The sequence below is a fragment of the Nostoc sp. CHAB 5836 genome, assembly GCF_020829445.1.
Lineage (GTDB): Bacteria > Cyanobacteriota > Cyanobacteriia > Cyanobacteriales > Nostocaceae > Nostoc.
In genome coordinates, this window is record NZ_JAIVFV010000280.1 from 1 (window position 1) to 5,342 (window position 5,342).

Sequence of the window (5,342 nt, forward strand, 5' to 3'; positions counted from 1 at the left end):
CTCCTAGTCACTGGCATGAATGGGTTATCAATTCCGGCGTTGACCCCATAGTTACCGAGCTAAATGTCCGCTCTCTAAGTGGGGATGAAATCTACGAGTACCTGCTCTATGCCCTACCCCACACCGCACGACGTAACGATGGGCGACTGCGTGATAGCTATTTACAACGATATGCTCACATCAACAGTGCATGGTGGGCTAGTGGACTTGACCCGCTCAACTCCTGGCTACCGATGGACTGGGGACGGATGAAACCCGACAATCCCCGACTCGAATGGGACAAGGACACCAACGAACAAACCCAAAAGCCTGTCAAATACGAGTCACCGCCGAAAACGCCAAACCGCGTTACCTACCTGAGAGTACCGCTCCATATCTGGAAGTTGGTATCGTTGAGGTATGACGTGCCGATGCCAGAAAATATAGTTGTTACCCCAGAAGGAGAAGCGTTAGGATTTTGGGCTTGGGTCATGGCACACCCCGTAATCCCGGTATTTCTTACGGAGGGAGAAAAAAAGGCTGGTTGTCTCCTCACATTGGGATATGTAGCTATCGCTCTGCCTGGAATTTGGAACGGTCGGGTTGGTAACGAAAATTTAGAACGCTTGCACCCCGATTTAGTTCCTATGGCACAAAAGGGGCAGGGAGCAGGGAGCAGGGAGCAGGGAGAACAGGAAATTGGGAAAAGAGGAGAAAGAGGTGATTTTTCTTCATCCCCTCCGCACCCTGCACCCTGCACCCCTGCTTCTTCTCAAAAAGGCCGTAAGTTCACCATTCTCTTCGACTACGAAACCAAACCCAAAACCAAACACCAGATTTTTCAAGCCACACGGCGTACTGCTGCAACAATCATACAGCTTGGTGGAGAGTGTGAAGTAGCTCTACTCCCTGGCCCCGAAAAAGGAATTGATGATTGGGTTGTGGCTTTGGGGAAAAAGGCAGACAAAGCCGTCAGCACCATGATTGCTGATGCTCTGACCATAAACGAGTACCAGCAAAGATTCTTTGTCAATCGCGCCAGGGGACTACGTAAATACAAACCCGATGTGATAGTCAATACCCGTTATCTCTCCACAGTCATCCGTTCCCTGCCTGAATCGGGGTTGGTTGGTTTAGCTTCCGACATGGGGACAGGCAAGACCGAAATCTTGGCAATCATCAGAAGAGATAACCCCCAACTCAGCTTTTTGAACAATGGGCATCGGGTTACTCTTTTGAAGAACCTCAGCGATCGCTTGCAAACTGCCATGTACTCCGCCATCTCTTGCGGCGACTGGGCTAGAGCAAAAGCTCTCAGCATCACTGTAGACTCATTGTATAAAATGGCGAATGATTTACAGGCTTATGACATTTTATTTATTGATGAAGCCTGTCAATATCTCGCCCACTTGCTTAAGTCCAAAACTTGTAAGGAACATAGAGGGGCTATCCTCGAAGTACTGGAATACTTGGTTTACAATGCCAAACTCGTAGTTTTAGCAGATGCTCACCTCGATGATTTGACTATCGAGTTCTTCACCTCGATGCGTCCTCTTGGTGAAAAACCTTACATCATCAAAAATCAGTATCGTTCAGGTGGTCGTCAGGTTTTTTGGTACGAGGGACGAAACAGCAGCGCGTTGGTAGCCGAGTTTCACGCTCAGTTGATGCTAGGTAAAAAGTTGATGATGGTCAGCGATAGCAAGCGCTTTATCAAAAAGTTGGAACGCGCTTTGAATGGTGGGACACCAATAGATGATAGCGACGAAACACCGGAATCAGCCTCAGACCGCAAGTTACGGGTGTGGGCTATTCATTCCGAGAACAGTGGTTCGGAGGAGAACGTCATCTTTATCAGGGAGATTAACACTGCTATTCTTGATATCGACGCTTTCCTGATTACTCCCAGTCTCGGTACTGGAGTTGACATTTCCAGCTATCATTTTGATGCAGTATTCGGTGTGTTTCATGCTGTAAGTCAGTCAGCCACAGAATGCGCCCAGCAATTATGGCGGTATCGTCCCAATGTCCCCATGCACGTTTGGGTGGCTCCACGCCCTCCATTTGGTTATGCCGAAACTAATGCCCGTCGCATCAAGGAGAAAATTCTCCAGAAGAATGAGATGACCGCGTTTTTGATTCGCATTGACAGAGAAACGGGCAAACGTGGTGCAGAGAAAGACTGGGCATTGGATGCCTCTTGTCAGATTGAGGCGCAGCGCAATTGGTCTATCAATAATTTACGCGCTGATTTGCGATCGCTGTTATCAGAAATGGGCAATAAGATTGTTTCTGCCGGAGATGGTGCTGATGAGGGAGCCTCGCGGTGGATGAAGGCGGCTGGTATTGCCATCGATGAAGAACATTTTTGCAAGGTGGCGAATGCTAAAGATATTGACCGGAGGACATATAACGCTAGGCAGCATCAAGATTACCTGAAACCCGAAGAAGTTTTGGAGTGTGAAAAGTTTCGGATTCTGGACACTTACGGGATGCCAGTTACCCCAGAATTGGTTGAAAAAGATGACGGTGGGAAGCTGATACGCAAGATTGTCGCACTTGAAGCGATATTGGCAGCACCGGGGAAAATGATTTCCGATGACCTTATTGCACCGCCACCTGTGGTTGCCGAACGCGATAAATCGGAACGGGAGCGTTTATCGATTTGTACAGACTGGAGTAATCATTCTACGTCCTGGCTGATGCGTCATCGGCTGGGACTCAGAGCCGTGTTGATCGATTTGATGGCTGGGGTTGAGATTAAAGGTGACGAAGCGATGATTCAGGCTTTGGCTGACAACTCCTTACGCAACGCATCTCACGTTAAGGGGATCCTCAATCTGACTATTCCCCTTGATGAGTCACCGATGTGGATTTTGGGGCAGTATCTCTCGCAACTGGGTTTATCTACTGAGTCGCGCCGACCACTCGAAGATGGTCAACGGGTTCGGTATTATCGGCTCAATACGGAGGATGTCGAGTTTGCTCAGAAGGTATTGGAGTATCGGCTTCGTCACAGGGAAGAGAGGGAAAGGAAACGCCAGCAGGAACAAGAACTCCAGGCGGCTCATGCAGCTAGAATGCAGTCTCAGTATGGGATTAACCCGCCGTCCACACCCCCCCTTAATAAAGATGGAAGTAATAATTGGGGGGGTATGGACACAGAGGTATCACTCAGTGATTCTTGGTGGGAGCGGGTTAAATATTATGCTCAGTTAGCGATTGAACGTGTAGAGAATGGGGTTGATGCAGTAAAAGAACTACTCAGTACACTAACGATTGATGAGCGTTGTGGGGTGATGCTGGAGTTTGAGGATGTTGACCCTGATAAATTTGCCCAAATGGTGACAGATGCGCCCGATTGGGTCGAATGGATGGGGTGAGAAAGTGGGGCTTAGTACAACATTTCATTAATTCGTAGCGAATTCTCTTTGCGTTCCTTTGCGCTTCCCTTTGCGCCCCTACCCTGCGGTCAGGCGAACGCGAGTGCGTCTCCAAGAGTTGCGCCTATGCGTTTAAATTTCAACCCTCAATTCGCCACGATTTTATGCTGCATCTGTACTTAGTATTAACCACTTGACTTTTTCGGTTAAAATACTACTTGCTTTTACACAGATCACGCCGTACTGGTTAGCGAGACAATTGGTGTTGCCGTCAGGTCAACGGTTTTGTCAGCTTACACAAAACGGAAAAAGCGAATTGGAAATGACGTTGGGTTGTTATGGCGATCGCAATCGCTCACAGAAGCCGAATACATTCGTAAGTGCTTTTGTGTTACACTGCCCAGTAGTAACTATAAGAATTTTTTTCAAATGGCATTGCAACCTAAAACTTTTAGAACCTCTGATGATGTCATCAAGGCTTTAAAAGATAAAGCAACTGAGTTAGATATATCTGAATCAGACATAATTAATAAAGCCCTTAAATGTTTTCTTGGTTTGGGTATTGATCACGACTGCGATACTTCCCATAGTCACTCGCTTCGCTCGAATTCAAAATTATCAATTCAAAATTCAAAATTAATACCCCATGCATAAATGCAGGGGCTTGAGCAACAAGTTTATAAATATTTATCTCCATAAATAAATTTAGGGGCTTGTACCTGAATTAATTCAAAATTACTGAGCTATTCTTCAATTTTGAATTTTGAATTTTGAATTTTGAATTGTTTCGGTCAATTAAACATTCTCAAGAATAGAATTGAGAAATTAATCAAACTCAATAATCTTAAAGAGGCTTAATGAAGAATTAAAGACCAAAAAATTTCCGAACTGTACTACTTGAAATTAATCATCTCAAAAATGCTTAAACTATGACCGACACAAACAACAACAACAACGATGATATTAGAACGCTACTAGCAGAACTTACTCGTAGTCAATTACAAACGCAAGAACAGATGCGACAAACTCAGCAAGAAATACGAGCTACACAGTCAGCAGTAAGAGAAACAACCGCTACTGTACAGGAATTAACCAGTGATATAAATCGTGTTTTAGCTCGGAGTGCGGTGTTTGATGATGTGGTTTTACAGCTACAATCAAATCAGCAAATTATGCAAGCTAATTTCAACGAATTTCAGCAGAATTTTGCACAACATCAACGTACTTTGGAAGAATATAGAGGTGATTTTATAGAGCATCAACGTACTACTAACGCCGCTTTAAACAGCTTAGAAGCGATAAATTTAAGGCTAATCGAAATAATTGGCAGGGGACAGAATTAAATATTGACATCACCATTGGGCGTATTCTAGAAATTACCCTCTTTGAGACATACTGTTCACTGCCTTTTTGTCACTGGTTCCCTACACCCCACACCAATGTCTCTACACCCTTTTCATGGTGAGCCTTACACAGAGGGAGCAATGCGAAAAAGTGAGATCGGGATTTAATTCTCAGTTACAGATAGCGTTAGCACCTTTTTCCCAAACCTCACTTGCATCCTATTGCTCCCGGCTCCAGTCTTGGGTGTAGTGTTTTAGACAAAGGGATAATTTTTCGACTCGCGGGTCTTCGGTATAAGTTGAAACTTGATTTGACGCACACAAGAGAGTTATCTGGATTCTAGTCACCATTGGTTCCCAACAGATAAGCTACATACAAGAGAGTTAACTGGATTCTAGGAACCATTGGTTCCCAACACATAAGCTGCACACGAGAGATGTAACTGAATTTTAGTCACCATTGGTTCTATCGACATAACCCGGATTGATCACAACATTTCTCAAAGCCTTATAAAAACTAGGTTTTTACGTTTCGTGCGATCGCAAATCTTTGCCGACTAAAACGGCTGAAACATAGTCTGGATAACGCCTATGTTGAATTTGACCGCATGGCTTGTGAGAAATGCGGGTGAAGCTG

Annotated in this window: 3 protein-coding genes; all 3 read left to right on the forward strand. The window is 45.1% G+C overall.

Annotated features, from left to right (window positions below; genetic code table 11):
* The coding region (locus LC605_RS30735) for a plasmid replication protein, CyRepA1 family (protein WP_267868722.1) at positions 1-3,362 on the forward strand (3,362 nt) is incomplete at its 5' end.
* 285 nt (positions 3,363-3,647) lie between these two features.
* Positions 3,648-4,016, forward strand: a complete 369-nt coding sequence (locus tag LC605_RS30740; RefSeq protein WP_229551197.1) for a hypothetical protein — start codon at positions 3,648-3,650, stop codon at positions 4,014-4,016.
* Positions 4,017-4,291: 275 nt separating this feature from the next.
* Positions 4,292-4,705, forward strand: a complete 414-nt coding sequence (locus LC605_RS30745; protein ID WP_229551198.1) for a hypothetical protein — start codon at positions 4,292-4,294, stop codon at positions 4,703-4,705.
* Positions 4,706-5,342 lie beyond the last annotated feature (637 nt).

What these genes read in the sequence shown, in the direction of transcription:
- LC605_RS30745 (WP_229551198.1), top strand. Translation starts at nt 4,292, where the DNA reads ATGACCGACACAAACAACAACAACAACGATGATATTAGAACGCTACTA.